Genomic DNA, 21,075 nt, shown 5'->3' on the forward strand with positions numbered 1-21,075 from the left:
CGGTCACCGTCGACGCGACAGCCGAGAACCACTAAGGGGAGAACCGTGACGCACGTGTCCGAGCGCAGCGGCGCAGGAAGCAGCCCGAGCGGCGCTGGCGGGGACCGTCAGCCCTGGACGGCCGGTTCCGGCCGCCCGGCGCGCAAACGCTCGGTCTCGTACGCGGACGCCGGAGTGTCCATCGAGGCGGGCGACCGTGCCGTGGAGCTGCTCAAGTCGAAGGTGAAGCAGACCCGCAGGCCGGAGGTGATGGGTGACCTCGGTGGCTTCGCCGGCCTGTTCCGGCTGGACACCTCGAAGTACAAGAACCCGATCCTGGCCTCCTCCACCGACGGCGTCGGCACCAAGCTGGTGATCGCCCAGCAGATGGACATCCACGACACGGTCGGCATCGACCTGGTCGCGATGGTCGTCGACGACCTGGTGGCCTGCGGGGCGGAGCCGCTGTTCCTGCTGGACTACATCGCCACCGGCGAGGTGGTGCCGGACAAGGTCGCCGAGATCGGCGCCGGCATCGCCGACGGCTGCCGGTACGCGGGCTGCGCGTTGCTGGGCGGGGAGACCGCCGAGCACCCGGGCGTGCTGCGTCCCGACGAGTACGACATCTCCGCCACCGGCGTCGGCGTGGTGGAGGAGAGCGAGATCCTCAGCTCCGGGCGGGTCGAGGTCGGCGACGTGGTGATCGCGATGCGTTCCTCCGGCCTGCACTCGAACGGGTACTCCCTGGTCCGCCACGTGCTGCTCGGCGCGGGGCGGATGCGACTGGACGTGGTGATCGACGACTTCGGTCGGCAGCGCACCCTCGGCGAGGAGCTGCTCACCCCAACCAAGATCTACGCACAGGACTGCCTCAAGCTGATCGCCGAGGCCGACGTGCGCGCCTTCGCCCACGTCACCGGTGGCGGCATCCCCGGCAACCTGGTGCGGATCCTGCCGGAACACGTGGATGCCGTGGTCAACCGGTCGACGTGGAAGCCGCAGCCCATCTTCGACCTGATCCAGTCCAAGGGCCGGATCGAGGACCCGGAGATGGAGGCGACGTTCAACATGGGCGTCGGCATGTTCGCGATCGTGTCGGCGGAGGACGCCGACCGCGCGCTGGCCACGCTCACCGGCCGGGGCGTCGACGCCTGGCAGGCCGGCGAGGTCATCGAGGGCACGGGCGAGGTGCAGATGGTCGGCCAGCACACCCGAGGCTGATCACTTTGCCGTGATTGTCCGATTACCTGATCAGGGCTTCACCCGAGTGGCCGTTGCCGCCTAGCCTGAAGGGCACCCTCGAAAGCTGTGGGGCGCGCCCGTGCCGGGTCGCGCCTGGCAGCCCAAGACCGCACGGAGGAGGGCGATGGCTGCGCGGGGACGGTCATTGGACGGGATGCGCGGCCTGGCCACCGTCCCGTCGTACGTCGTGATGCAGCCCACCACCCTCTGCAACCTCGACTGCGCGTACTGCTATCTGCCGTTTCGGGCGGCGGACCGACAGATGCCGGTCGCGGTGGCCGAGGCGGTGGCCGCGTCGGTGAACCGCTGGGCGGTCAGCGACCGGTTCTCCGTGGTCTGGCACGGTGGGGAGCCGCTGGCCGCCGGTCGGGAGCGGCTGGCGGCGTTGATGGCACCCTTCGGGCCCGAGGTGGAGCACCACGTCCAAACCAACGCCACCCTGATCGACGACGCCTGGTGTGAGTTCTTCGCCCGGCACCGGATGCGGGTGAGCGTGAGCGTGGACGGGCCACGGGAACGCAACGGCGAGCGGGTCACCCGGGCGGGCCAACCGGCGTACGACCGGATCGTCCGGGGGGTGACCGCGTTGCGTCGGCACGGGCTGCCGTTCTCAGCCCTCGCGGTGGTCGGCGACCCGTCACCGGGCCGGGCCACCGAGTTGTACGACTACTTCCTCGACCTCGGGTGTGAGGTGCTCGGTGTCAACATCGAGGAGACCGAGGGAGTCAACACCCGGGACAACGCCCACGACGCCCCGGTGGTGACCGGGTTCTGGGCCGAGCTGGTCGCGGCCTGGCGGCGGAATCCCCGGATCCACCTGCGGGAGGTGGAATGGTCGTTGCGGTACGCCGCAGCGGTGCTGGACGGCACGGCGGGCGACCTGCTGCCCGATCGGCTCGACCCGATACCGACGGTGGCCTACGACGGCTCGGTCGTGGTGCTCTCACCCGAGCTGGCCGGCTTCACCGATCCCCGGTACGGCGACTTCTCCAGCGGAAACGTGCTCACTACCCCGCTGCACACCATCCTGGCGAACGCGCAGGGCACCGGCTGGGTCGGCGAGTTCATCGACGGCGTGGAGGCGTGTCGCGCCTCCTGCCCGTATTTCGGTTTCTGTGGCGGCGGCCACGCGGCCAACCGCTACTTCGAGCTGGGGCGCTTTGACGGTACGGAGACCGAGCACTGCCGCAACAGCAAGATCCGCCTACTGGAGGGAGTGTTGGAGCATGCCCGAGATCACCAGTCGTCGGGAGCCTGAGATCGTGACGGGAGACGGCCCCGAACGGGTCGCCGACCGGGTGCGGGAGGCCGCTGCCGGGCTCAACGCCCTGCTCCACGAGGCCGAGGTGGCGCGTCAGCTCCGGGCGGAGGTGGCGGGTGGCGACGGGGCCACCGCGGTCTGCGCCTGGAACCACTTCGAGAACATCCCGACGTTCTACAACTGGAACAACCGTCCCCGCTGACCAGTCGGTGTCGAGGGCCCGCCACACCGCCGGAGCATCGTCCGGCCATGGTGGGCCCTCGACTCGCCAGGTGCTGCGACACCGCTGCGTAGCGGGCACATACGTGAGCACGCGGATGTCACCGCGTGCTCAGATGTGACCGGGGGTCAGCGGGTCGGGCGGACCCAGTTGTCCGGGTCGTCGTCGGAGTGGTCCTCGTCGTCGTCGACGTACTCTTTGTAGTCGTCGTCGAAGTTGCGGTCCGACTTGCCGCCGCCGCCGAGTTCTCGCTGCAAGGCGGCGAGGTCGGTGTTCGGGGAGTGGTACTTCAACTCCCGCGCCACCTTTGTCTGCTTGGCCTTAGCACGGCCGCGCCCCATGGCTCGACCCCCTCGCACAGAATGCGGGGCAGCCCGAAGGCGGGCCCCGATGACGTCAGGCATCTCTCGTGGCTCTTACGGTACATGGGGATGCCATCGTTCGGCACCTCGGGTTACCTATGACCATGACCGCGCGTTGCGGTCGTCGGGTCGTCACCCATTGTACCGGGTAAGGGGCGACACGGAGAACGGTCGTGACATAGGGCGAAGCGCCACAAAACGCCGTATCACCGCACCGGCTGTCGCCGGGGGCGGGACTATCGGCCCGCCCCCGAGGCGCGTCGTCAGCGAAGGTGAATCGTGCGCAGTCGGCCGATCTCGGCCATCCGCCGTTCGGCCAGCCGGTCCGCTGCCACGGCCGGTGGTACGCCGTCGGTGTCGGCGAGCCGGAGGATCTCGCGCGTGGTGTCGTAGATCCGGGTGGCGCGCAGCTTGGCCCGCTCGAAGTCGAAGCCCTCGATCTCGTCCGCGACCTGGATCACGCCGCCGGCGTTCACCACGTAGTCGGGGGCGTAGAGGATGCCCCGGTCGGCGAGCAGCTTCTCCACGCCGGAGTGGGCGAGCTGGTTGTTGGCCGCCCCGGCCACCACCTTGGCCCGCAGAGTCACCACCGTGTCGTCGTCCAGCGCGCCGCCGAGGGCGCACGGCGCGTACACGTCGATGTCGGCGGAGACCAGCGCGGTGACGTCGTCGACGAGGTGGATCTGCGGGTGGGTGGTGCGCGCCCACTCCAGCGCCCGGGGGTTGACGTCGGTGGCGACCACCTCGGCCCCGTCCTCCAACAGGTGGCCGACGAGGTACTTGCCGACCTTGCCCAGCCCGGCGACGCCGACCCGGCGGCCGTGCAGGGTCGGTACGCCCCAGACATGCTCGGCCGCCGCCCGCATCCCCTGGAACACGCCCCAGGCGGTGAGGATGGAGGAGTCACCCGCCCCGCCGTGCTCGACACTGCGGCCGGTGACGTACCGGGTCTCCCGAGCGATCACGTCCATGTCCGGCACGTAGGTGCCGACGTCGCAGGCGGTGTAGTAGCGCCCGCCGAGCGACTCCACGAAGCGGCCGTAGGCGCGCAGCAGCGCCTCGCTCTTGATCTGCTCGGGGTCGCCCCAGATGACCGCCTTACCGCCGCCCAGGTCCAGGCCAGCGAGGGCGTTCTTGTACGCCATGCCGCGGGACAGGTCGAGCACGTCGGCGAGGGCGGCCTCCTCGCTGTCGTACGGGTAGAAACGGGTACCGCCGAGCGCGGGGCCCAGCGCGGTGGAGTAGATGCCTATGATCGCCTTCAGACCGGTCTGCTTGTCCTGGCAGAACACGACCTGTTCGTGACCCGTGGACTCCGGGTCGTCCGTGGTGGCGAATACGCCCATGACTGGCTCCTGTGTCGGTGGGCACCCTTGTGGGGCGCGGACCTGGTCAACGTCGGCGGGGATGCTGCCGGTGTTGCGAGCCTAGTATTGGAGCCCGTCGCGCCGCTCTCCCGAGTAGTCGCCGTCCCGCCCTGCGGGCGGTCCGTTCCGCCCCCGCGAGGGTCGTCGGTCGAGGGTCCGTCGGCGGGCTTCGCCCAGCTTGATCACGCGCCGCGCCGCGTGGCTCGGCGACGCCGAGCACCGCTCGGCTTGCCGCTCGTGGGAGGATCGCGCCGTGCCGTCGCTCTTCGCTTCATACCTGCGCGTGTACGAGCCGCTGACCGCCTTCGACCGAGATCGCCAGACCTACTGGCGGCGTTACGTCGAACAGGGGCGGGCGATCGCGCCGGTCGAGGGGCCCGGCCGGCAGCGGAACTCCGTCATCGAGGCGTTGGGCGCCGGCTGGACCCGGCTGCCTGACTTGCCGGACGAGGCGTACGTGCTGGAGACCGACGAAACCCTGCTGGTGTGCCCGTGGAACCTGCGCATCCGGGTGGCTGAGGCGGCGCTGAGCGCGCGGGACGGCGTACCCCCGGTGTTGGCCGACGCCTTCGTGCCGCCGGTGCTCGCCGGGCAGGCCAAGGCGGTGGTGGAGGACTGGCGTAGTGGCGCCCGGGTGCTGGAGCACGGGGTTCCCCGGGTGCACGAGCAGATCGCGACCTGGGGCGTGCCGTTGCGCTGGTTCGTGCTCTTCGAGGCGGACGAGCGCAACCACGTGACCGCGCCGGACCGGCGCTCGCTGCGTTTCCGGACGGAGATCTCCAAGGCTCGCCGTCGCTCGTCGCGGGCGCTGGCGGTGCTGCGCAAGTCGGTCGGCGACGCGCCGATCACCGAGGCGGTCGAGGAGGCCGCCCGGTGGCTTGAGGAGTTCCACCCGCGTTCGGTGGTGGAGCTGGACTACGGCGGGCTGGTCGACTTGCTCTCGGACGAGACACTGGCCGAGGACGACTCGCCGGAACTGGTCGCGGCCGGACTGGCCGGGTTGTCCCGCGGTGAGGCGGAGGAGGCGTCAGCGGCGTACGACAAGCTCGTTGCCCGCTGGCGTGCGGTACAGCTCCTGGAGCGTTGTAACTGACGCCTGGGACATGAGTGTCCTGAATCCTCATGCTCAACACGAGATGAACTCGTAGTTGACGCATCACGAACCGTGATCATGAGTCCGAATAAGTTACTGTCTGGGATAGAAAAGTCGTATAAATCGGGCATGGTTCATCCGTCCGTCTACGGACGTTCGGCCGTTCGGCCCATGTCGGACATCGGGGACTAGCCGGACCATGGGAGACGCGTCGGCCGGCGGGACCCCGGCCGATGTCTATACATGTGGAGGAGTGACCGATGGCATCGCGAACGCACGAACCAGAGCCGCTACTCACACCGGCCGAGGTGGCGTCGATGTTCCGTGTCGACCCGAAGACGGTGACCCGTTGGGCAAAGGCAGGCAAGTTGAGCGCCATCCGGACGCTCGGCGGCCACCGCCGATACCGCGAGTCTGAGGTCAGGGCGCTACTGCAGGGGCAGATCCCGCAGCAGCGCCAGGGGGACTGACCACGTCGGATAGCAGAGCTTCAAACAAAGGGCGGCGGAGAAATCCGCCGCCCTTTGTCATGCCCGGACCGGGCGTTCTCAATCGGTCAACTCAACCCGGATGCCCACCGTGCCGCCCTCGCCCCGGCGCAGCCGACTGCCGAGCAGGGTCAGCCGACCGATCACCCGGTACTTCTGCTTGATCAGGCCACGGATGCGGTTGGTCGCGCCGGGATCGTAGAGGGTCGCGCGGGCGGGCACCGCCTCGCCGTGCGGCCTGCCGCGTACGTCGCAGGGGGCCACCGTGACGTTCCCGCTGCGGCGGATCCGCTTCACCTTGCCGGCGTCGGCCGCCGACCACACCGCCAGGGCGTCACCGTCACGAACCGCCCAGACCGGGGTCGGCACCGCGCGACCGTCCTTGCGGAACGTCGTCAGGAGGATGTACTTCTCCGCTGATAGGCGGTCCAACATGGTCACGCCGACAGGATACGGGCGGTGCGGCCAGCTGAGTGGCCGGATAGCGTGAAGGACGTGACGGCAGAGCCACGGATCGGTGACGTCTTCGGGGAACTGCTGCGCGACGCGCTGGCGGTGGCGACCGGGATCGGTCCCCGGCCGCTGGCCGGTGGGCGCCTGCCCCGCCCGGTCATCGAGATCATCGAGCGCGACGACGGGCTGGTCAACGGCGCACCGGCCGCTCACTACCTCGACGGGCCGGAGCACTGGCAGCCGCACGATCATCGGGCGGTGGACCGGGTACGCGGCGCGACACTGGATGTCGGGGTCGGGGCCGGACGGATCGCGCTGCTGCTCCAGGAACGGGGCGTACCGGTCACCGGGCTGGACACGTCGGTCGGCGCGTTGCAGGTGTGCCGCCGCCGGGGCGTACGCGACCTGGTGCACGCCACCGTCGACGAGCACGCCACCAGCGGGCGGCGCTACGACACCTTCCTGCTGCTCGGCAACAACCTGGGGCTGATCGAGGGACGGGAACGGGCCCCGGCGTTCCTCGCCGCGCTGGCGGAGCTGGCCCGCCCCGGCGCGCAGGTGATCGCCCACGGCACCAATCCGTACGGCACCCGGGACCCGGTGCACACCACATACCACGAGCACAACCGGCAACGGGGCCGCCTGGGCGGGCAACTGCGGCTGCGGCTGCGCTACCGCGAACTGGGTACCCCCTGGTTCGACTACCTGGTCTGCTCGCCGGAGGAACTCGCCGAACTGGTGCACGGTTCCCCGTGGCGGTTGGTCGACGTGGACGACCGCGACGCCCCGTACTATCTCGCCACCTTGCGGATGACCGCCTGAGCCAGCTGGGCGTTAAGGCTGCTCGGCGGTTAACGCGGCTCGGGCGGTTAACAGGGGCCCCCTGCTATACCGGAGGCGATAACAGGGGGCCCTTCCTTACTGCTCAGACTCGGATGGTTGGCGGAAGCTCCTCCGGGGGGAGCCCTCCGTCGCCGTCGACCACCCCGTTCGGCTGGCCGTCCTGGTGGATGTCGACCATCGTCACGTCCACCTTGCCGTCCCCGTCGGTGTCGAACTGGAACAGGTCGGCCTTGCCGTCCCCGTCCGTGTCGACCACCCACACGTCGGTGCGGCCGTCGTTGTTGGTGTCGGCACGCAGCAGTTCGACGCGCTCGTCGCCACGCGTCTCGACTATCTCCTGGGCGCCCGCGCCGCTCGCGGTCTCCGGTGCCTGGCTCATCTGCTCGTCCTTCCCTTGGCTGTCGGCGTCTTACCCGATCCCGTCCGCCCCCACGCATGAGACCAGGGTCGGTGCTGCATAGGGTCGCAGCATGACTGAGCGAGCGTACGGGCTGGCACCCGGCGTAGCGGCTACCCCGTGTGCCAGCGGCGTCAGCGAAGGGCCCATTCTCACTGTGCGGTGGTGTCGCGATGACTGAACGGTTCGTGGTGGTAGGTGCCGGCACGATGGGACTCGGCATCGCGTACGTGGCCGCCGGCAGCGGTCACGACGTGGAGCTGGTCGAGGTCGACCGGGCGCGCGGTGACGCGGCCCTGCGGCGGCTCGCCGATCTCTGGGAGCGGGCCGCGCAACGCGGCAAGCTCACCGCGGAGCAGGCCGCAGCAAACCAGGCCCGGATCACGCTACGGGCCGGGCTGGCCGAGGTCGCACCGGAACCGGACGTCGTCGTGGAGGCGGTACCGGAACGGGCCGACCTCAAGCGGGCCGTGCTCGCCGAGGCGGAGGCGCTGCGTCCGGCGCTGCTGGGCAGCAACACCTCCAGCATCCCGATCGCCGACCTCGCGGCCGGACTGACCCGGCCGGAACGGTTCTGTGGGCTGCACTTCTTCAACCCGGTCTGGGCGATGGCCCTGCTGGAGATCGTGGTCGGGCCGGCCACCGCCGCGCAGACCACGGACGCGGCCGTCACGCTCGCCGGTCGGCTGGGCAAGGATCCCGTCGTGGTACGCGACATGCCCGGTTTCGCCACGTCGCGGCTCGGCGTGACCCTCGGCCTGGAGGCGATCCGGATGGTCGCCGACGGGGTCGCCAGCCCCGCCGACATCGACAAGGCGATGGTGCTCGGCTACCGGCACCCCATCGGCCCGTTGGAGTTGACCGACCTGGTCGGGCTGGACGTGCGCCTGGACATCGCGCGTACGTTGCAGGCCGCGTACGGCGATCGCTTCGCTCCGCCGCCGCTGCTGACGGAACTGGTCGCCGCCGGGCGGCTGGGGAAGAAGTCCGGGCACGGCTTCTACCGCTGGACCGACGGGGTGCGCTCCGGCGGCACCGAACCGGTCGTGCCCGCTGGCGACACGCCGACCGAGGGCTCTGCGTCGGCGGTGACCCGATGAGCGGGCTGCGGGTCGAGGAACAGCCGGACCGGCTGGTGGTCACGCTGGATCGGCCGGAGAAACGCAACGCCATCGACGCGGACCTGATCGCGGCCCTGCACGAGGTCTGCGCCGAGTTGGAGGCCCGCCCCCGGATGCTGTTGCTGACCGGTGGCACCGACGGGATCTTCGCCGGTGGGGCCGACATCGCCCAACTGCGGGAACGCGGGCGGCTGGACGCACTGGCCGCGATCAACTCGGCCGCCTTCGCCCGGATCCGGGCGCTGCCGATGCCCACCGTGGCGGCGATCGACGGCCCGGCGCTGGGCGGCGGTGCCGAACTGGCGTACGCCTGTGATCTTCGGGTCTGCTCGGAGCGGGCGGTCTTCGGCCAGCCGGAGGTGCGGCTCGGCATCCTGGCCGGCGCTGGCGCCACGCACCGGCTGCCCGCGCTGGTCGGCGAGACCCTGGCCAAGGAACTGCTGTTCACCGGCCGGCGGGTGGACGCGGCGGAGGCGCTGCGGATCGGGCTGGTCAACCGGGTGGTGGCCGCACCGGAGGAACTGCTGCCGACGGCCCACGCCCTGATCGACGAGATGGCCAAGGGGTCGGCCTTGGCGCTGCGGCTCACCAAGCTCGCCGTCGACGCTCCGGCCAGCGCGCATCCGCAGCTGGACCTGGTCAGTCAGGCGGTCCTCTTCACCGACGAGGAGAAGCAGCGCCGGATGACCGAGTTCCTGGAACGGCGACGCGGGCGCTGAGCTACCCCGCACAGCAGCGACGGCCGCACCGTCACACGGTGCGGCCGTCCGCGTCAGGGGTGGCTCAGGAGGCGGCCAGCGCCGCCAGCGGCACCTCTGCGTCGGCGAGCGCCCGGATCACCGCGGCGGACTCGCTGAAGCCGATGATCAGCACCGCGTCGGCACCGAACTCCTTGATCTGCTTGGCGCCCTCGGCGAAGTTGATCGGAGTGGCCTCGGCGTCCTCGACCGGCTCGTAGCCGAGCAGCTTGACCTTGTCGCCGCCGAATCCGGCCCGCTCCAGCTCGGCCCGGACGACCTCCCGGAGACCCTCGCCGTAGGAGTCCTGACGCGCCACGAGCGCGATCTTCTGCGGGCCGTCCCGGAGGATGACGTCGGCCAGCGCCCGCCCCTGGAGGCTGTCCGGCGGCGCGGTGCGGAAGTAGAGACCCTTGTCGTCGGCGTCGGTCAGGCTGGCCGCCGTGTTCGACGGCGAGAACAGGATCAGCCCGGCCTCCACCACGTCCGGCAGCACGGCCGCGGAGATACCCGAACCGCCGGCACCGATGATCACGTGTACGCCCGCCTCGACGTGGCTGGCCACCGTCGCCTTGGCCACGGCCGGGTTGGTGCCGTCGTCACCGTCGATCCACACCACGTCCTCGCCGAGCACCCCGCCAGCGGCGTTGACCTCCTTGAGCGCCAGCGCCGCACCGGCCGCGAGCGGCGGGTTGGCCAGCGCCAGGTCACCGGTCTTGGGCAACAGGCCACCGAGGACCAGGGGTGCGCCGGTCTCCGCGCTGGAAACGCCGGTCTGCTTCTTGGGCTTCGGCGGGGACTTCTTGCTGGCCGCCGACTCGTCACCGGCGCCGACGAACTCCGTCTTGGCGTCGTTGAGCTGCTGACCGTCGAAGTGCAGGGTGGCGTAACTGGCGGTGGCCGGTTCGCCCGCGTCCGTGAAGCCGGCCCGGGTGATCGACACGCTGCGGTACTCGATGTCGGTGCCCTGCCGGGCCAGCCGCAGACACTGGTTCACCGAGGTGCAGCTGGTGCCGCCGTTGGTGACGCCCACGATCTGCTTGGCGATGGCCGTGGGTTCGGTCGACCCGGCGAGCTGTGCGGCGAGCGCGCTGATCACCACCGCGTCGTACGCCTCGGCGGCGTAGAGGTAGTCGGTCAGCTCAGGGTCCACGGACCGTAGCCGGTTCTTGAAGTTGTCCGGCAGCGGTGTGAGCGGCGTGGTGCCCTTCATCCCGTCGACCAGGTTGGCACGATCCTTCAACTCTTCCGGGTACGAGTTGAGCATGTTGCCGTCCGTGCCGTAGAGGCGCACCTGTTGGGTGGTCGCCTCTTCGGGCTGGTCATCCCCGCAGGCGCTGGTGGCGAGCAGGACCGTGGCGCAGACAGCCAGGATGGCCGTACGCGAGCCGCGCGACATGTGCATGGTCGTCCTTCCTCGGGCGAAGGTCCGCTGCGCAGACTAGCGTGCCGTGACCGGCGGCGGGACCGTGGAGCCTGGCCTATCCGCAGGTCGCCTCCACCATGAGCGGAGAGTAATCACCGTGGGTTCCTTGACCGGTACCCGTACTGTGCGTTCCGTGACCGACTCGCCACAGCAAATGTTCGAGGATGCCACCGCCATCCTCAACTCGGCTCTCGCCGGGGACACCGACGCCGTGGTGGGTACCTTCGACGAAGTGGTCGACCGGGACGGCCTGGCCGGCGCGTACGACGTGGCGTGGTGCCTGGCCGCGACGATGGTCGGCGATCCGGTGCCGCCCGGCGTCTGCGCGCTCGACTTTCCCGGCATCGACCAGGCCAGGTACGACGCCCGGTGGGTGGCCCGCTTCGTCAGCGCGTACGCCAACGACGACCTCGACACCGGCCGGGCGCTGTTCGGCGCGGCGGCTGCCGACGGGCTGCTGCCCGAGTGTCTGCTCACCTTGGCCGGCTCGACCGTGGCGACGCTGCGGCACCGGGCGGCCTGACCGCACGGGTCGGTCGCGGTGCCCGGTGTGGCGCTCATGCCGGTGAGTGGATCAGTGTCGCCGCGTAGCGGGAGAGCAACTCGTGCCAGCCGGCGGTCAGGGCTCGCCGGTATCCCTCGGCGGCCGTGCCGTGCCGGTCGAAGTGCCGGTGCGCCACCTCGACGAGGGTGCCGGATTCGGTGGGCGTGAAGAGCACCTCGACCTCGCTGGCCCGCGCCGGATCGGGCACCGGTGCGCGATCCGCACCGATCTGCCAGGTGAACACCAGGCGGCGCGGCGGATCCCAGGTGAGTACCCGCCCCCAGTCGTTGCGGAATCCGTAGGGGCCGATCTCGTAGAGCATCCCGCCGGGGCGGGGCTCCATGCCCAACTCAGCCAGGAGGGCGGGGCCGGACCAGGTGTACTCCATGACCCACCAGTCGGCGATCCGGCCGGTGAAGACGTCGTACGCACGTTCGGCCGAGACGGGAACGAACAGGGTGCTGCGGAGTGCGAACCGCTCAAGATCCTGCTGGATGTTGGCAGGTTCGGCCATCCCCTGTCCCATGGGCCCGGACCATACCGGCTCATGCCCGGATGCGCAGCTTTCTCGGATGTACGTCCCGCCTGGTGATCGCAGTACTCACGGATGTCGATCTAGTTCGGGTTGGTGGCGGCGCGGCGCACCGGGATGGCCGTCCGCAGAGCGGGTATGCGCGGCGGGAACGTCGCCGGGTGATGCGACGGTGAGGTGGAGCGGGAACATGACAGACAGCGAAGCCGGGCGGTCGCCCGGTCCAGTCGGTGGTGGCGAGCCCGAGCCGGACGTACTGCTCGACGTGCCCAACGTCTCGGTCAGGTCGATCCAGCTCTCCGTGGACCAGTTGGACGCCGACCTGTCGCTGCGTGCCCGGCTCGCCGGACTGCTCCAGCTCGACGCCGGTATCCGCGTACACGTCGAGGGGGTCGAACTCGACATCGAGGGCGTGGAGGCGCAGGCCCTGCTGAAGGTACGCCTGGAGAAGCTGGTGACGATCCTCGACCGCGCGCTCACCACGATCGACCGGAATCCGCAGGTCATCGACGCGCTCGCCCGTTCCGCGAGCGTCGCATTGGAGGAGGTGGACCGCGCGGCGGAAACGGCGGCCGGCGCGGGTGAGCAGCTGGCTGCCGCTGTCGGACCTGCCGCCGGTCAGGCGGTGGGGCGCCCGGACCCCGCCCTGCGACGGACCGGGCCGCTGCCGCCGACCGCCGCCCCGGCCGATGGTCCGCTCGCCCGGCCCGCCGCTACGCCGGGTGGTCCGCTCGCCCGGCCCGGGGGGCCGGTCGGTGCGCCGGAGGCCGAGCCGTCGGGTCGGGCAGCCGAACGGGCGGGACCGGTGGGTGGACCGCCCGGCGGTGCGACCGACGACCTGGGGCAGCAGGTGGGTGCCATCGGCGCGGTCAGCGACCGGACGACCGGAGGCGGGCCCGACGACCGGGACCAGGGCCGGGAGCCGGACGACGGGACTGCGCCGCCGGAGCACGAGCCGCCTGACCACGGTCCGACGTCCGGGCGACAGTTCGCCGAGCGGGCGGGCGAGACGCTGCTCCAGGCGGGCCGCAGCGTGTGGGAGGCGATCCAGAGCGGTGTGACACCACCGCACCGGCAGCAGGACGGCTAGGACCTGATCATCCCCGTCGCCGCCGCACGACGGCGGCCCGGTCGGCGAGGCCGTCGAGCACGTCGACGTACCCGGCCGGTACGCGGACGTCCATGGTCAGTGACGTCGGGTCGGGTCGGGAGACGGTGAAGGCGAAGAACGAGCAGCAGGAGGACTCCCGTGCGGCAAGTGGTAGTGAAAGACGACGTCGCCTGTTCGAGTCTCCGAAACCAGGGCGTAGGACCAGTTCTCCTTGCCACTGCCGTCGAAGCGGGGGGCTGTGAGGTCGTCTCCGAGTAGGTCCCGGTCGGTGATCTCCATCCAGAACCTCTCGGCAGGACGATCAGACCACCAGATGTTCAGCGGCATGAAGCCATACTTCTTGCTCCGACGCCGGTGCGAAACCCTCTCACTGGTCGAGAGCTCGAAGGCGGCGACCAGGCCGCTCCAGCCTGCAGAGTCAGGATGGCGGGTGGCGTGCCGGGTTCACTCGACTGCCTGGCGGGCTATCGAGCATCGATGATTCGGAGTACGTCCTTGGCGGCGAAGACGCGAGCGTAACGACGCCCCGTCCGCTCTTGGAGGATTCCGAGGTGCTCTAGCCGACGGATGGCAGTGTTCACAGCTGGGTAGGAGACGCTGTACATCTGGGCTGCAGTGGTCGGGGTGAGCATGGGGTAACCGATCAGATCCTCGACGATCCTGGCTGCGACGCCGCGAACATTCGCCTCTCTGAGGCGGTCAAGCGCGTGCTGCTTCCAGTCGAGCAGAGCGTCGATGCGGTCAACAGCCAGGACGGCCTGTGCTCGTACTGCCTCGGAGAAGAACCGGATCCACGGATCGAACTTGCCGGTCATGCTGGTCCGCAGCAGGTGGTCCTGATACTCCCGCCGTCGTACCTCTAGCAAGTCTACCCAGCACTCGAGGTCACATCTAAAGCCTCGAGGCGAAAACTTACATTTGGAGGCTGGGTTTGTAACTACAGAGCGCGAGCGAGAGTTCGAGCCAGCGCGAGCGTCAGCTACGGAGAGTAGTTTCAGCATCACTACTGGCTTCCCTCGTGGACGACGGGTGAGGGACTTGGGCAGCGTCGGGACCATGGACGCTTGCGTGAGTAGCAAGGTCTGTCCGTGCAATCCCCGCGCAACAAGAGTCGGTCGTCAGAGGGATCTCGGGGTCAACGAGGGTTGCACCGGACAGGCGGGATCTCTGGGCACAAAGCAAAACGCCGACCGGCGTTTCCGCTGATCGGCGTTGCAATAGCCCGGCGAAAGGCTATGTGGCCAGGGGCGGGGTCGAACCGCCGACCTTCCGATTTTCAGTCGGACGCTCGTACCAACTGAGCTACCTGGCCGTGGTGCTCGGACCATGCTACCCAACCGGCGGGATCACCGCTGGGACGGGTCACATGCCCGATACGCAGAACGCCGCGCGATGGCGCGGCGTCAGCGCTTGCGGTCCTGACGGGACTTGAACCCGCGACCTCCGCCTTGACAGGGCGGCGAGCACTCCAACTGCTCCACAGGACCTTGCTGGTGTTGCATTCGACCTGAGCCGAACCGTGCCCCCAACGGGATTCGAACCCGTGCTACCGCCTTGAAAGGGCGGCGTCCTGGGCCGCTAGACGATGAGGGCGGCCCCGCCATCATTGCATACTCGCAACGCTGAACGGTCTTGCTCCCATCCGGCCCCGCCGGAGGCTTCGAAAGCATACGTGATGGCGCACCGGTCGGCCAAACCGGTATGGCGGCAGCCACAACGCGCCGGAAACCCGCAGCTGGAAGCCGTCTCTAGGCGATCTTCGCGACGCCGTGGTCGCGCTTCAGCCCTTTGATCAATTTGGCGCAGGCCGCGAGGGTCGCCGCCCGGTCGCCGCCGCCGTCGTGCAGCAGGACCACCGCACCGGGACGGGCGGCCCGCTTCACCCGCTTCGCGATGGTGGCCGCGGTCGGCTTGGCCCAGTCCTGCGGGTCGACGGTCCAGTGCAGTGAGCGCATGTCGAGCTGCTTGGCGACCTTCACCACCTCGGCGGTCCACCGGCCGCCGGGCTGTCGGTAGAACGGCACCTCCGCGTCCGGCACCGCCCGCCGGATCTCCTTGTTCGTGCGGGCCAGGTCGGCGCGGATCTCGGCAACCGGCCGTCGGGCCAGGTCGAGATCGTGGTTCCAGCTGTGGTTGCAGAGCTGGTGCCCCTCCCGGACGATCCGCCGGAGCAGGGCCGGATGCTTACGGACCTGTGAGCCGACCACGCAGAAGGTGGCCTTCACCTTGGCCGCCTTCAACTGGTCGAGCACCTTCGGCGTCCAGGCCGGGCTCGGCCCGTCGTCGAAGGTGAGGGCCACCTTCTCGGAGCCGGTGGTGCGGACCAGGCCGGCCGGCAGCTTCTTCGGCAGCGGTCGTAGCCGTGGCTTCGGCGGCACGGTGCGGGTCGGCGACGGGGACGGGGACGCCTCCGGCGGAAGGGCGGCCGAGGGCGGCGGACTGGTGGGTGCGGTGGCCTCCGGGGTGCCGCCGCTGTCGCCGCCGCAACCGGCGACGAGCAGGACGACCAGGAAAGCCAGCAGAGCGGGGTGGCGCATCGTTCGCTCCCGAGAGGGGTTCGGGGTACGCGGACCCCCCGACGCTAGTTCACCCGATTTGAGTCGATGGACGGCGGGTCAGGACGTGAGCGCCCTCCGTGCCGATGCGGGGTCCGGCGTCGATGGGTGAGGCTGCCGGTCCCCGACGAGCGGTCAGGAGGCGGCCGGGCGGTCCAGCGAGTCGAGCAGGGCGACGGTGAGGGATAGTGCCTCCGTCAGGTCGGCCGGGCTGACTACCCCGACCGGCAGGGTCCGGGCCTGCCAGCCCGGACCGGCCGCGAGCACCAGCAGCGGTCGGCTCGGCGTGGTCAGCAGAGCGGTGAGTTGGGCCGGATCGGCGGTGGCCGGAGTGTGCGACCAGAGCACGACCGCGGCCGGTCCGGTCCGGGCGATCGCGGCGAGCAGTGCCGCCACCGGCACCCGGGCACCGAGCATCCGGTAGCCGACGCCGGCCTCGGCCAGCGCTGCGGCCAGGGCCTCCAGCGGCAGGCTGTGCTGCTCCTCGTCGGCGCAGGAGAGCAGCACGCGTGGCGGCCCGCAGGCAGGGTTGGCGGATGCCACCGAGCCCAACGCCGTCGATACGCAGCGGGTCACCAGATGCTCGACCTCGACCAGCGCGCCGGTGGCGGCGTGCCGCTCGCCGATACCCACGAGCAGCGGACGCAGCAGCCGATCCCAGGTCGTCACCACGCCGTCGGCGGCGAGGGCCTGGGCGACCGCCTCGCTGATGGCGTCGGCGTCCAGCCGCATCGCGGCACGGGCCAGCCCCCGGGCCGCCGGTCCGGCACGCCCGACGGGGATGGTCGTACCGCCGCCGTCGCGTGCCCGGCGCGGGTCGGCGGTGCCGACGGAGGCGAGGCTGTCGGGTGCCTGCCGGGCCCATCGGGCCGCCTCGGCGGGGCTTACCCCTTCGGCGGTGAGTCGTCGCATCACCTCTAGCCGGGCCAGGTCGGCCGGTGTGTAGCGCCGGTGATGGCCCGGAACATGGTGGCTGGGCCCGAGGCCGTACCGCTGGTGCCAGGTACGTAGCGTGGTCACCGCGACCCCCAGGCGGCGGGCGACGATGCCCGCGCTCAGCGCCTCATCGGCCACCTGGCCGCTCCGGCGCGTCGTCGTCCGGCTGCCCGGGCAGTTGCAGGAGTCGATCCAGTACGCCACTCAGCCACGGGGCGTAGGCGTCGGGATCGTGGTGCAGCGCGGCGGCCAGTTGGTCCGGCTCGACCCAGCGCAGCTCCGCCACCTCGGTCGGCTCCGGGCGTAGTGACCCGTCGGTGTGGAACTCGCCGCACAGGACGTGGTCGTACTCCACCTCGACCCGCCCGGTGGCCGGGTCCTCGGCACGGTAGACGTAGACGCCGATCTCGCGCAGCGGCACCGGGTCGGCACCCAACTCCTCCGTCAGTCGCCGGTTGGCGGCCTCGGCCAGGGTCTCGCCCGGCTGGGGGTGGCCGCAGCAGGAGTTCGCCCAGCGCAACGGGAAGCGGGTCTTCGTCGCGGCGCGGCGCTGAAGCAGCACCCGGCCGTCGGGCGCGACGAGTAGGACGGAGAACGCCCGGTGCAGTTGACCAGGCGGCTGGTGGGCGGCGGCCACCGTGGCCTCCCCGACCGGCCGGCCGCTGTCGTCGACCAACTCGACGAGGTGGCTCTCCCGGGACTGCGGCATCAACGCGCTCCTCCGTTCCTGACCGCAGGGCTCGGCACCGCTTCGCTGGTCGAGCTCACTGCTGCTTCCCGGTGATCCGGGCCGCGGCAAGCTTGCCAGAGATGAGCACCATCGGTACGCCGACGCCGGGTTGGGTGCCCGAGCCGACGAAGACCACGTTGGACAGCGAACGGTGCAGATTGGACGGCCGGAACGGGCCGGTCTGGAACAGGGTGTGTGCGGAGGCGAACGGCGTACCGGCCGCCATGCCCTGCTCGGCCCAGTCCGCCGGGGTGATCGCCCGCAGCACCTCGACGCCCGCGCCGAAGCCGACGTAGCCGCGCTCCTCCAGGGTGGTGATGAGCTGATCGGTGTACCGGGCGGTGAGGTCGCCGCGCCAGTCGAACGGCGCCCGTTCGAGGTTCGGCACCGGAGCCAGCACGTAGTAGGTGTGCCGATCGGTCGGCGCCACCGCCGGATCCGTCCGGCTCGGGTTGGTGACCAGCAGGGATGGGTCGGACATCAGGTTTCCCTGGCGGATGACCTCGTCGAAGGTGCCCTGCCAGGCCCGCCCGAAGTGGATGTTGTGATGGGCGATGCGTCGGTATCCCTGGGTCGAGCCGACGTGCAGCACGACACACGAGGGTGAGTAGGTGAGCCGGCGCTGCCGGGCTGGCGGCAGCAGGTCGCGGTAGGCCACCGGAAGGTCCGGATTGAGGACCACGGCGTCGGCGGGTACGAACTCCCCGTCGGCGGTCACCACTCCGGTCGCCCGGCCGTTCGCGGTTTCCACCCGGTCGACCGTGGTGCCGTACCGGATCTTCACGCCGTGCTTCTCGGCGGCACCGGCCAGTCCTCGGGAGACCGCGTGGATGCCGCCGCGCGGGAAGAAGACCCCGGCCACCGAGTCGAGGTACGCGATGACCGCGTAGATGGCCAGCGCGTCGTGCGGGGCGAGCCCGGCGTACATCGCCTGGAAGGAGAAGATCCGCCGGGTACGCGGGTCGCGGAAGAACTGGTCGATCTTGGTTTGCAGCCGCCGGAAGGCGCCCGTGGCGACCAGTTTGAGCAGGTTGCCGGTGAGTAGGTCGGTCGGGGCGTCGAGATTGCGCTCGATGAAATCGGCCCGTTCCAGGCGCCACAGGTTCCGGGCGAAGTCGACGAACCGCAGGTAGCCGTCGGCCTCCCGAGGCCCGCAGACCCGGGAGATCTCCGCCGCCATCGCAGCCGTGTCGGTGAGCACATCGAGCGTGGAGCCGTCCGGGTAGTAGGCACGGTAGGCCGGATCGAGCGGCATCAGATCGAGCCAGTCGGTCAGCTCCTCGCCGACCGCGGCCAGCGCCTCGGCGATCAGGTCGGGCATGGTGAGCACCGTGGGTCCGGTGTCGAACTCGTAGCCGTCGACGCTGAGCCGACCGGCCCGCCCGCCCGGCACCGGCTCGCGTTCCAGCACGGTCACCTGGCGTCCGCTGCCGGCCAGGTGCAGCGCGCAGGCCAGCCCGCCGAGACCGGCACCGACAACCACTACCTGATCAGTACGCCCGTCAACGGTCCGCACCGGCGACCACCTCTCTATGCAGGAAGCCCATCATGCCCGCCGGTGGGTGGCGGCGATCGCGAGGCCGACCAGTGCGGTGCGGGCGGTCTCGTCGACGGCGACCGTGTCGAGCGCGGCCAGCGCCTCCTCGACCCGTTCGTCGATCATCCGCTCGATCCGTCGCACCGCCCCGGTGTCCACCACGACCTCGGCGAGGCGGGCGATCTCCGGCTCGGCGGCGTGCCGGTCGGTGTCGTCGAGGGCCCGCAACTGGGCCGGCGTGGCCAACTCCCGGGCCAGTACGAGCAGCGCCGTCGGCTTGCCGGTGCGCAGGTCGTCCCCAGCCGGTTTGCCGGTGGTGGTCGGGTCACCGAAGACCCCGAGCAGGTCGTCGCAGAGCTGGAAAGCCTCGCCGACGGCGAGGCCGTAGCGGGTGTACGCGGTGGCCAGCGGGCCGTCCGGGTCGACGCCGGCCAGGCTGGCCCCGAAGAGCAGCGGTCGCTGCACGGTGTAGCTGGCGGTCTTGTACCGGGCCACCCGGAGCGCGCGGTCCACCGACCAGCTCTCCGGGTCGGTCTCGCCGAGCACGTCGAGGTACTGCCCGGCGACCGTCTCCACCCGCATCCGGTCGTAGCCACGCCGGACCTGGAGCAGCCGGTCCGCCGGCAGGTCGGCGAGGGCCATGAGTTGGTCGGCCCAGACCATGCAGAGATCGCCGATGAGGACCGCGACCGCCTCACCGAAGCGCCCCGAGTCGCCGCTGCGACCCGCCGCCGCGTGCTGGGCGGCCACCGCGACGTGCGCGGTCGGTCGGCCGCGTCGGGTAGCGGAGGCGTCCATCACGTCGTCGTGCACCAGCGCGAAGGTGTGCAGCAACTCCAGGGTGGCCAGTGCGGGCAGCACCGGGGTGACCGGCGTGTTGCCGCCGACCGCGCCGCGCCACCCCCAGTAGGCGAACGTGGGCCGGACCCGCTTGCCGCCCGAGAGGACGCAGTCGCGGGCGGTGGCGGCGAAACCGCCCATCGCCGGGTCGATAGCGGTGAGTGCGTCGACCTCGGCATCGAGGAACTCGGCCAGGGTGGTGTCGACGGCGGTGACGAGGTCCCGCGTGTAGGCGGCCAGGACGGCAGCGATCGGGTCGACTCCACCGATCGGCTGCTCATTCACCACCCGGAGGAGGTTACCCGTTGGTTCATCGCTGGCCATGCCGCCGAGCGTACCCTAGGGTACAGGTTGCGTCGATTGGTGCGTCGATTTAGAGGAGGGGCCGGTGGACTTGGATCTCGCCGATGCCTACGACAGATGCCGCGAACTGCACAGACGTCATGGCCGTACTTACTATCTCGCCACCCGGCTGCTGCCCGCTTGGAAACGGCGGCATGTGCACGCTTTATATGGATTCACGCGCTACGCCGACGAGATCGTCGATCAGACCGACGCCCTGCCACCGGCCGCGCGTGCGGCCCGACTGGACGACTGGGCGGGTCGGTTCGTCGCCGGGCTGCACGGTGCGCCGGTGACCGATCCGTTGCTCCCGGCGGTGCTGCACACCATCGCCGTCTTCAACCTCGACCGGGAGGACTTCGCCTCGTTCCTCAAGAGCATGGCGATGGACCTGACCGTCACCTCCTACCGCACCTACGAGCACCTGCTGGACTACATGGAGGGGTCGGCGGCGGTCATCGGCACGATGATGCTGCCGATCCTGGGCAGCTCCGATCCGGCGGCGGCCCGCGAGCCCGCCCGGCAGCTCGGCTTCGCGTTCCAGCTGACCAACTTCATCCGGGACGTCGGTGAGGACCTGGTTCGCGGCCGGACGTACCTGCCCGACGAGGACCTGGCCGCCTTCGGCGTGACGCGGGACGACCTGTTGGCCTGCCACGCCGCCGGGCGGGCCACCGAACCGGTTCGGGAGTTGATCCGGTACGAGGTGGCTCGTGCCCAGGCGCACTACGTCGCCGCCGCGCCGGGTGTGGTCCTGCTCGACGGTGCCTCACAGGCCTGCATCCGCACGGCCTACCTGCTCTACGGCGGCATCCTCGACGAGGTGGCCGCCCAGGGCTACGACGTCTTCGCCCGCCGGGCCACGGTGCCGCAGCGGCGTCGGCTCGCGGTGGCCACCCGCGCCCTGCTGACCCCGGCCGGCACCCCGGTCGAGGTGCCCGGACCGCCGTTGCGGTGAG

General features: G+C 70.5%; 23 protein-coding genes and 3 tRNA genes. 11 read left to right on the forward strand and 15 right to left on the reverse strand.

Annotated elements, in window-relative coordinates; genetic code table 11:
• Positions 1-45 precede the first annotated feature (45 nt).
• The 3 genes from purM to amcA all read left to right on the forward strand — a co-directional run bounded on the left by purM (position 46) and on the right by amcA (position 2,684).
• Complete coding sequence (gene purM / locus FF096_RS11250; RefSeq protein WP_309223086.1) at positions 46-1,200, forward strand: phosphoribosylformylglycinamidine cyclo-ligase; 1,155 nt, start codon at positions 46-48, stop codon at positions 1,198-1,200.
• Between the two features lie 175 nt (positions 1,201-1,375).
• On the forward strand, positions 1,376-2,479 hold the full coding sequence (amcB, locus tag FF096_RS11255; RefSeq protein ID WP_305070131.1) for a cyclophane-forming radical SAM peptide maturase AmcB: 1,104 nt from the start codon (positions 1,376-1,378) through the stop codon (positions 2,477-2,479).
• Positions 2,448-2,684: a multiple cyclophane-containing RiPP AmcA gene (gene amcA / locus FF096_RS11260; protein ID WP_155217190.1), complete on the forward strand. Its 237-nt coding sequence runs from the start codon at positions 2,448-2,450 to the stop codon at positions 2,682-2,684. Before amcB ends, amcA begins: the two co-directional genes overlap by 32 nt.
• A gap of 146 nt (positions 2,685-2,830) precedes the next feature.
• Here the strand turns inward: amcA and FF096_RS11265 are convergent, their stop codons facing one another.
• Entirely contained in the window at positions 2,831-3,043 is a 213-nt protein-coding gene (locus FF096_RS11265) for a DUF3073 domain-containing protein (RefSeq protein WP_155217192.1), read from the reverse strand.
• A gap of 284 nt (positions 3,044-3,327) precedes the next feature.
• Complete coding sequence (locus FF096_RS11270) at positions 3,328-4,410, reverse strand: Glu/Leu/Phe/Val dehydrogenase dimerization domain-containing protein (protein ID WP_155217194.1); 1,083 nt, start codon at positions 4,408-4,410, stop codon at positions 3,328-3,330.
• A gap of 274 nt (positions 4,411-4,684) precedes the next feature.
• Between FF096_RS11270 and FF096_RS11275 the strand changes: the two genes are divergently transcribed.
• Both FF096_RS11275 and FF096_RS11280 read left to right on the forward strand, forming a co-directional pair.
• A complete protein-coding gene (locus FF096_RS11275) occupies positions 4,685-5,524 on the forward strand; it encodes a hypothetical protein (protein WP_309223087.1) in 840 nt (279 codons plus the stop codon).
• A 260-nt stretch (positions 5,525-5,784) separates the two neighbouring features.
• Positions 5,785-5,994: a BldC family transcriptional regulator gene (locus tag FF096_RS11280; RefSeq protein WP_007073996.1), complete on the forward strand. Its 210-nt coding sequence runs from the start codon at positions 5,785-5,787 to the stop codon at positions 5,992-5,994.
• Positions 5,995-6,072: 78 nt separating this feature from the next.
• Here FF096_RS11280 and FF096_RS11285 read toward each other — a convergent pair whose 3' ends face one another.
• Entirely contained in the window at positions 6,073-6,453 is a 381-nt protein-coding gene (locus tag FF096_RS11285; RefSeq protein WP_309223088.1) for a PPOX class F420-dependent oxidoreductase, read from the reverse strand.
• A 54-nt stretch (positions 6,454-6,507) separates the two neighbouring features.
• On the opposite strand from FF096_RS11285, the gene FF096_RS11290 reads away from it, so the two are divergent.
• Entirely contained in the window at positions 6,508-7,287 is a 780-nt protein-coding gene (locus tag FF096_RS11290; protein ID WP_309223089.1) for a methyltransferase domain-containing protein, read from the forward strand.
• Between the two features lie 103 nt (positions 7,288-7,390).
• Here FF096_RS11290 and FF096_RS11295 read toward each other — a convergent pair whose 3' ends face one another.
• Complete coding sequence (locus tag FF096_RS11295) at positions 7,391-7,687, reverse strand: hypothetical protein (protein WP_155217196.1); 297 nt, start codon at positions 7,685-7,687, stop codon at positions 7,391-7,393.
• A 191-nt stretch (positions 7,688-7,878) separates the two neighbouring features.
• On the opposite strand from FF096_RS11295, the gene FF096_RS11300 reads away from it, so the two are divergent.
• Together FF096_RS11300 and FF096_RS11305 are read left to right on the forward strand one after the other, a co-directional pair.
• Positions 7,879-8,805 (forward strand): 3-hydroxyacyl-CoA dehydrogenase family protein, encoded by a 927-nt coding sequence (locus FF096_RS11300; protein ID WP_155217198.1) that lies wholly within the window; start codon positions 7,879-7,881, stop codon positions 8,803-8,805.
• A complete protein-coding gene (locus FF096_RS11305) occupies positions 8,802-9,545 on the forward strand; it encodes an enoyl-CoA hydratase/isomerase family protein (RefSeq protein ID WP_155217200.1) in 744 nt (247 codons plus the stop codon). The genes FF096_RS11300 and FF096_RS11305 overlap by 4 nt, the downstream gene beginning before the upstream one ends.
• A 64-nt stretch (positions 9,546-9,609) precedes the next feature.
• Here the strand turns inward: FF096_RS11305 and FF096_RS11310 are convergent, their stop codons facing one another.
• Positions 9,610-10,968, reverse strand: coding sequence for an ABC transporter substrate-binding protein (locus FF096_RS11310; RefSeq protein ID WP_155217202.1), 1,359 nt, complete (start codon positions 10,966-10,968; stop codon positions 9,610-9,612).
• Positions 10,969-11,122: 154 nt separating this feature from the next.
• Between FF096_RS11310 and FF096_RS11315 the strand changes: the two genes are divergently transcribed.
• Positions 11,123-11,512: a hypothetical protein gene (locus FF096_RS11315; protein WP_309223090.1), complete on the forward strand. Its 390-nt coding sequence runs from the start codon at positions 11,123-11,125 to the stop codon at positions 11,510-11,512.
• 34 nt (positions 11,513-11,546) lie between these two features.
• Here FF096_RS11315 and FF096_RS11320 read toward each other — a convergent pair whose 3' ends face one another.
• Positions 11,547-12,059 carry an SRPBCC family protein gene (locus tag FF096_RS11320; RefSeq protein ID WP_155217204.1) on the reverse strand — a complete coding sequence of 171 codons (513 nt, stop codon included), beginning with the start codon at positions 12,057-12,059 and terminating at the stop codon, positions 11,547-11,549.
• 196 nt (positions 12,060-12,255) lie between these two features.
• Between FF096_RS11320 and FF096_RS11325 the strand changes: the two genes are divergently transcribed.
• Entirely contained in the window at positions 12,256-13,155 is a 900-nt protein-coding gene (locus tag FF096_RS11325; protein ID WP_155217206.1) for a hypothetical protein, read from the forward strand.
• Positions 13,156-13,640: 485 nt separating this feature from the next.
• Here the strand turns inward: FF096_RS11325 and FF096_RS11330 are convergent, their stop codons facing one another.
• The 9 genes from FF096_RS11330 to FF096_RS11370 form a co-directional block, all read right to left on the reverse strand.
• Positions 13,641-13,991 (reverse strand): hypothetical protein, encoded by a 351-nt coding sequence (locus FF096_RS11330; RefSeq protein ID WP_155217208.1) that lies wholly within the window; start codon positions 13,989-13,991, stop codon positions 13,641-13,643.
• A gap of 423 nt (positions 13,992-14,414) precedes the next feature.
• Positions 14,415-14,488: transfer RNA gene (locus tag FF096_RS11335), tRNA-Phe, on the reverse strand.
• Between the two features lie 101 nt (positions 14,489-14,589).
• A tRNA-Asp gene (locus tag FF096_RS11340) sits at positions 14,590-14,663 on the reverse strand.
• A gap of 33 nt (positions 14,664-14,696) precedes the next feature.
• Positions 14,697-14,769 (reverse strand) — tRNA-Glu (locus FF096_RS11345).
• A 155-nt stretch (positions 14,770-14,924) separates the two neighbouring features.
• On the reverse strand, positions 14,925-15,713 hold the full coding sequence (locus FF096_RS11350; RefSeq protein WP_155217210.1) for a polysaccharide deacetylase family protein: 789 nt from the start codon (positions 15,711-15,713) through the stop codon (positions 14,925-14,927).
• Positions 15,714-15,866: 153 nt separating this feature from the next.
• Positions 15,867-16,805 carry a MerR family transcriptional regulator gene (locus FF096_RS11355; RefSeq protein ID WP_309223091.1) on the reverse strand — a complete coding sequence of 313 codons (939 nt, stop codon included), beginning with the start codon at positions 16,803-16,805 and terminating at the stop codon, positions 15,867-15,869.
• Complete coding sequence (idi, locus tag FF096_RS11360; protein ID WP_155217212.1) at positions 16,795-17,376, reverse strand: isopentenyl-diphosphate Delta-isomerase; 582 nt, start codon at positions 17,374-17,376, stop codon at positions 16,795-16,797. The genes FF096_RS11355 and idi overlap by 11 nt, the downstream gene beginning before the upstream one ends.
• 55 nt (positions 17,377-17,431) lie before the next feature.
• Complete coding sequence (crtI, locus tag FF096_RS11365) at positions 17,432-18,913, reverse strand: phytoene desaturase family protein (RefSeq protein WP_309223092.1); 1,482 nt, start codon at positions 18,911-18,913, stop codon at positions 17,432-17,434.
• 30 nt (positions 18,914-18,943) lie between these two features.
• Positions 18,944-20,098, reverse strand: a complete 1,155-nt coding sequence (locus FF096_RS11370; RefSeq protein ID WP_155217214.1) for a polyprenyl synthetase family protein — start codon at positions 20,096-20,098, stop codon at positions 18,944-18,946.
• 64 nt (positions 20,099-20,162) lie between these two features.
• Here FF096_RS11370 and FF096_RS11375 point away from each other — a divergent pair, with 64 nt between their 5' ends.
• Positions 20,163-21,074, forward strand: a complete 912-nt coding sequence (locus FF096_RS11375; protein WP_309223093.1) for a phytoene/squalene synthase family protein — start codon at positions 20,163-20,165, stop codon at positions 21,072-21,074.
• The last annotated feature ends 1 nt before the right edge of the window (position 21,075 follow it).

This window comes from Micromonospora sp. CP22 (genome assembly GCF_009712475.1).
Lineage (GTDB): Bacteria > Actinomycetota > Actinomycetes > Mycobacteriales > Micromonosporaceae > Micromonospora.

Coding starts and splice junctions, on each gene's coding strand:
- amcB (WP_305070131.1), top strand. CDS start 1,376: ATGCGCGGCCTGGCCACCGTCCCGTCGTACGTCGTGATGCAGCCCACC.
- amcA (WP_155217190.1), top strand. CDS start 2,448: ATGCCCGAGATCACCAGTCGTCGGGAGCCTGAGATCGTGACGGGAGAC.
- FF096_RS11265 (WP_155217192.1), bottom strand. CDS start 3,043: ATGGGGCGCGGCCGTGCTAAGGCCAAGCAGACAAAGGTGGCGCGGGAG.
- FF096_RS11270 (WP_155217194.1), bottom strand. CDS start 4,410: ATGGGCGTATTCGCCACCACGGACGACCCGGAGTCCACGGGTCACGAA.
- FF096_RS11280 (WP_007073996.1), top strand. CDS start 5,785: ATGGCATCGCGAACGCACGAACCAGAGCCGCTACTCACACCGGCCGAG.
- FF096_RS11295 (WP_155217196.1), bottom strand. CDS start 7,687: ATGAGCCAGGCACCGGAGACCGCGAGCGGCGCGGGCGCCCAGGAGATA.
- FF096_RS11300 (WP_155217198.1), top strand. CDS start 7,879: ATGACTGAACGGTTCGTGGTGGTAGGTGCCGGCACGATGGGACTCGGC.
- FF096_RS11305 (WP_155217200.1), top strand. CDS start 8,802: ATGAGCGGGCTGCGGGTCGAGGAACAGCCGGACCGGCTGGTGGTCACG.
- FF096_RS11310 (WP_155217202.1), bottom strand. CDS start 10,968: ATGCACATGTCGCGCGGCTCGCGTACGGCCATCCTGGCTGTCTGCGCC.
- FF096_RS11320 (WP_155217204.1), bottom strand. CDS start 12,059: ATGGGACAGGGGATGGCCGAACCTGCCAACATCCAGCAGGATCTTGAG.
- FF096_RS11325 (WP_155217206.1), top strand. CDS start 12,256: ATGACAGACAGCGAAGCCGGGCGGTCGCCCGGTCCAGTCGGTGGTGGC.
- FF096_RS11330 (WP_155217208.1), bottom strand. CDS start 13,991: ATGACCGGCAAGTTCGATCCGTGGATCCGGTTCTTCTCCGAGGCAGTA.
- FF096_RS11350 (WP_155217210.1), bottom strand. CDS start 15,713: ATGCGCCACCCCGCTCTGCTGGCTTTCCTGGTCGTCCTGCTCGTCGCC.
- idi (WP_155217212.1), bottom strand. CDS start 17,376: ATGCCGCAGTCCCGGGAGAGCCACCTCGTCGAGTTGGTCGACGACAGC.
- FF096_RS11370 (WP_155217214.1), bottom strand. CDS start 20,098: ATGGCCAGCGATGAACCAACGGGTAACCTCCTCCGGGTGGTGAATGAG.